The organism is Streptomyces phyllanthi, assembly GCF_009377205.1.
GTDB lineage: Bacteria > Actinomycetota > Actinomycetes > Streptomycetales > Streptomycetaceae > Streptomyces > Streptomyces phyllanthi.
In genome coordinates this window covers 1-4,586 of record NZ_VJZE01000601.1, presented here as the reverse complement: position 1 = coordinate 4,586, position 4,586 = coordinate 1, and the positions used below count along the sequence as shown (strand labels likewise).

The following is a 4,586-nucleotide window of genomic DNA, read 5'->3' as shown; positions in this document are numbered from 1 at the left end:
GCCCCGTGCACCCCGTCCACATGGCGCCGCATCTCCTCCGCCGCGTCAGCGTCCAGCGCGGCGCACGCGGGCGGGAGGCCCACGAAGACGCGCTCGGCGAGACCGGCCGCGACCTCGGCGAGGGCGTGGGTGTCCGTGGCACGGACGTCGCCGTAGCGGAGCGAGCGCACCAGGGCGGGGAGCGCCTGGGCGAGATGGCCAACGTCCGCGTCGAGGGCGGCCCGGTCGGCGAGGATCCGCATCACCACGGGTAGGGCGTCCGGCAGTTCGGCGAGGAGGCAGCGCTCGGCGAGCCCGGTGACGTCGGCGAGTGACTGGGCGCCCATGGCGTCCGCCTCGGCCTTGGCGGTCGCGGCCGAGAGCACCGTCGTACCCCACACCCCGGCCTCGGCGACCCGCACCGACAGCTCCGGCTCCCAGCGCAGCCGCCAGGTCTCCCGGAACGTCCCCGTGCTCCCGCGTGAGGCCCCGGGCTCGCCCCAGCCGATGCCCAGCAGTCGCAGCCGGTGCAGAAGACGGCTGCGCTCGGTGTCGTTCTCCTTGCGCAGGTCGAGCTCCAGCTCCCGCTCCAGCGCCTCCGGTTTGAGCCTCAGCCTGCGCTGGAGCCGCGTGAGATCGCGCTGCAACGGCACGGCCGGTGCCGCCGCGGGCACCTCGCCCAGCACATCGCCGACGACGAGCCGGTCATGCACGAGCGACAGCGGCACGTCCGAGCCCTCGCACATCACCGCCCTGACCGCATCGGTCGTCTCGGTGAGCCCCGGCAAGGGGCGCCCGCGCATCACCGCGAGCGTCTCGGCGAGCCGGACCGCCTCGATGACGTGCGCCGACGAGACGATCCGGTCCTCCTCGCGCAGCAGCCCGGCCACCTTGGTCATCCACCGCTCCACGGGACGGTCGGGCGCGCCGAACAGGTGCCCGTACCAGCCCGGAGAGTCGATCCCCGCGCCGTACCCGCTGGCCCTGGCCAGCCGCCGGTGCGTCCACGGCACCCACGTCATGTCGGCCTTGACCTTGGGCAGCCCCTTCAGGAGCGCCCGGTCGGCGGCGACGGTATGCCTCTCCCGCAGCGCGGGCACGTGCCACGCCCCGCACACGACGGCCACTTCGTCCCCGAACTCCTTCCGCGCGGCCCGCACCTGGAGCCGCATGTACGCCTCCCGTACGAGGTCCCGGTCGTGGCCCCCGGTCCCGTACGCCTCCCGCAGCGCCCCCATGGCTTCCTCGAGCGCCGTGAACGGCGCGAACACGTCCCCGCCCGTGCCCCGGTGCTCGACCACGTCCTCCCACCACCGCTCGGGGTCGTCGTACCCGGCGGCCTCGGCCAGCGCGGCGAGGGGATCGACGCGGAGAGATGCACCGGCGTCCGGGTGAGGGGCGCAGGGGTCGGCCGGTGCCGTCTCTCCGGGTGCTTCCCCGGACGCGGGCGGGCCGGTCGGGCCTGTGGCGGTGCCGGTGGCGGTGGCTTCCACGGACTCGCCGGTCTCGTCCAGGCCGGTCTCGGCTGGCGCAGTGGGCCCGGGTGGCGCAGTGGGTCCGGCCGGGGCGGCCGGCTCCGGGGAGTCCTCGTCCCTCCCCCACGCCAGCGTGTGCGTTGCGGGGAGGTCGATGAAGCGGGCCGGGACCCGGTGCTCCAGAGCCCAGCGGACGGCCACCCACTCCGGTGAGAACTCGGCCAGCGGCCAGAAGGCCGAGCGTCCGGGCTCGTCCACGGCGTGGGCGAGCAGGGCGACCGGCGGCCGCATGTCCTCGTCGGCGGCGAGCGGGATCAGGGCGTCCGCCTCCGGGGGCCCCTCGATCAGGACGACCACCGGCCGCGCCGCCTCCAGCGCGGCCCGCACCGCCCGCGCCGAGCCCGGACCGTGGTGCCGTACGCCGAGCAGCAGCGGTCCGTCGCCGTACGGCCGCTCTCGCGGCGACGCCCCTTCGGCGCCGGCCACATGCCGCTCCGGGAACTCCTTCACGCGCTCACCTCCCGGCAGGCCCGGTAGAAGTCCGTCCAGCCGTCGCGCTCGCGCACGACCGCCTCCAGGTACTCCTGCCAGATGACACGGTCCGCCGCCGGGTCGCGGACGACGGCGCCGAGGATGCCGGCGGCAACGTCCGAGGCACGCAGCACACCGTCACCGAAGTGGGTGGCCAGGGCGAGTCCGTTGGTGACGACGGAAATGGCCTCCGCGGTCGACAGCGTGCCGCTGGGCGACTTCAGCTTCGTACGGCCGTCGGCCGTCACACCGTCGCGCAACTCGCGGAAGACCGTCACGACACGGCGGATCTCGTCGATCCCGTCGGGCACTGCCGGCAGGTCGAGGGAGCGGCCGATCTGGTCGACGCGGCGCGAGACGATGTCGACCTCGGCGTCGGCGCTCTCCGGCAGCGGCAGCACCACCGTGTTGAAGCGGCGGCGCAGGGCGCTGGACAGGTCGTTGACCCCGCGGTCGCGGTCGTTGGCCGTGGCGATCAGGTTGAAACCGCGGACGGCCTGCACCTCCTGCCCCAACTCCGGTATGGGCAGCGTCTTCTCGGACAGGATCGTGATCAACGTGTCCTGGACGTCGGCCGGGATGCGGGTCAGCTCCTCGACGCGGGCGGTCATGCCCTCGGCCATGGCCCGCATGACCGGGCTCGGCACGAGCGCGTCGCGGCTGGGGCCGTGGGCGAGCAGCTGCGCGTAGTTCCAGCCGTAGCGGATCGCCTCCTCCGGTGTGCCCGCGGTGCCCTGCACCAGCAGCGTGGAGTCACCGCTGACGGCCGCCGCAAGATGCTCGGAGACCCAGGTCTTCGCCGTGCCGGGCACGCCGAGCAGGAGCAGGGCGCGGTCGGTGGCGAGTGTGGTGACGGCGACCTCGACAATGCGGCGCGGGCCCACGTACTTCGGTGTGATCACGGTGCCGTCCGGCAGGGTGCCGCCGAGCAGGTAGGTCGCCACCGCCCATGGAGAGAGCTTCCAGCGGGCCGGGCGCGGACGGTCGTCCTGCGCGGCGAGCGCGGCGAGTTCGGCGGCGAACGCGTCCTCGGCGTGCGGGCGCAGCGCCTCGGTCTCGGTCTGTTCCGCGGGCGTGTGCCCGCTCGTGCGGGCGCCCGGGTCCGTGTGCGCGTTCGCGGGCGCGGACTGGTTGCGGCTCTCGTCGACGGTCGTCGGGTCAACGGAAACAGGCATGACTGAGTCCCCCTCCAGCTCGGCCGTGTACGACCGGTTCGGATCTGGTGTCCACCCTGCACCACGCCACTGACAATGCACTCCGACCTGCGAAAATGCGCTCGCCGAGGTCGATTGTCAGTGGTGGGTCCTACCTTCGATGACATGACTCAGCAGGGGGTGCGCTGGACGGCTGAGCAGGTGCTGGCATTGGCACCTGACGCAGCGTCGCGCAAAGCCGGAAGCAAACTCGGCGCGGCCGGGCCGTGGTCTGAGGCGGGCAGTTCTGACGAGGGGACGGTGTGGGGACTGTGCAAGGGCAGTGGCAGCAAGCCGTATCAGACGGTCATCGACGTCGCGGACTCCACCGGTCCCGCGTACAAGTGCAGTTGTCCGAGTCGCAAGTTCCCGTGCAAGCACGCGCTGGGCTTGCTGCTGCTCTGGGCGGGCGAGGACGGTTCGGTGCCGCGTGCGCAGGCACCGGACTGGGCGGAGCAGTGGACGGCCGGGCGAAGGGGGCGTGCCGAAGCCAGGAGGACGACGACGGGCGGGGCATCTGGGGACGCTTCGGGTGATCCGGAGGCGGCGCGCCGCAGGGCGGAGCGTCGCGCCGAGCGGATCACCGCGGGGGCGACGGAGCTGGAACAGCGACTGGCCGATCTGCTGCGGGGCGGTCTGGCGTCCGCCGAGCAGGCGGGGTACGGACTGTGGGAGGAGACGGCGGCCCGCATGGTCGACGCCCAGGCACCCGGACTGGCCGCGCGAGTGCGGGAATTGGGGGCGATACCGGGCTCGGGGCCCGGCTGGCCGGTGCGGTTGCTGGAGGAGTGCGCGCTCCTCCATCTCCTCGACCAGGGCTGGCTGCGGCGCGAGCACCTGCCGGAGGGGCTCGCAGCGACGGTCCGTTCCCGGGTCGGCCTGCCCGGCTCGGCGGACGGCCCGCCGGTGCGCGACCGCTGGCTGGTCCTCGCCCAGTACGACACGGCGGACGCCCGTCTGACAACGCGCCGGATATGGCTGTACGGCGCCGGATCCGGCCGTACGGCGCTGCTTCTCTCGTACGGGGCGGCGGGCCGGGCACCGGAGTTGACGCTGCCGGTCGGCCTTGCGTTCGAGGCGGAGGTGGCGTCGTATCCGGGCGCGGGACAGCTGCGGGCCGCTCTGGGCGAGCGGTTCACGGCGCCCGCACCGGCGGAGATACGGCCGCCGGGGGTGCCCCCGGCGGAGGCCGCCGCCCGCTACGGCGACGCCCTGCGCGACGACCCGTGGCTGGACGCGATCCCGGTCACGCTGGCTCGTGTCGTCCCGGTCCCGGACGGCGACTCCTGGCAACTCTGCGACGCGGACGGCGACCTGGCCCTCCCCCTGTCTCCCTCCGCATGCTCCCGCCCCGGCCTGTGGCGCCTCATCGCCCTCTCCGGGGGCGGCCCCGTCACCGTCTTCGGCG

At 74.0% G+C, this 4,586-nt stretch carries 3 protein-coding genes; 1 reads left to right on the top strand and 2 read right to left on the bottom strand.

The window, feature by feature from the left end; translation table 11 throughout:
• Together FNH04_RS41795 and FNH04_RS41790 are read right to left on the bottom strand one after the other, a co-directional pair.
• Window positions 1-1,940, bottom strand: a 1,940-nt coding sequence (locus tag FNH04_RS41795; protein ID WP_322725401.1) for a DUF5682 family protein, incomplete at its 3' end; no start/stop codon positions are given.
• A 20-nt stretch (window positions 1,941-1,960) separates the two neighbouring features.
• Entirely contained in the window at window positions 1,961-3,160 is a 1,200-nt protein-coding gene (locus FNH04_RS41790; RefSeq protein WP_152791465.1) for an ATP-binding protein, read from the bottom strand.
• A 144-nt stretch (window positions 3,161-3,304) separates the two neighbouring features.
• Between FNH04_RS41790 and FNH04_RS41785 the strand changes: the two genes are divergently transcribed.
• Window positions 3,305-4,586, top strand: a 1,282-nt coding sequence (locus tag FNH04_RS41785; RefSeq protein ID WP_152791464.1) for an SWIM zinc finger family protein, incomplete at its 3' end; no start/stop codon positions are given.

What these genes read in the sequence shown, in the direction of transcription:
- FNH04_RS41790 (WP_152791465.1), bottom strand. Translation starts at nt 3,160, where the DNA reads ATGCCTGTTTCCGTTGACCCGACGACCGTCGACGAGAGCCGCAACCAG.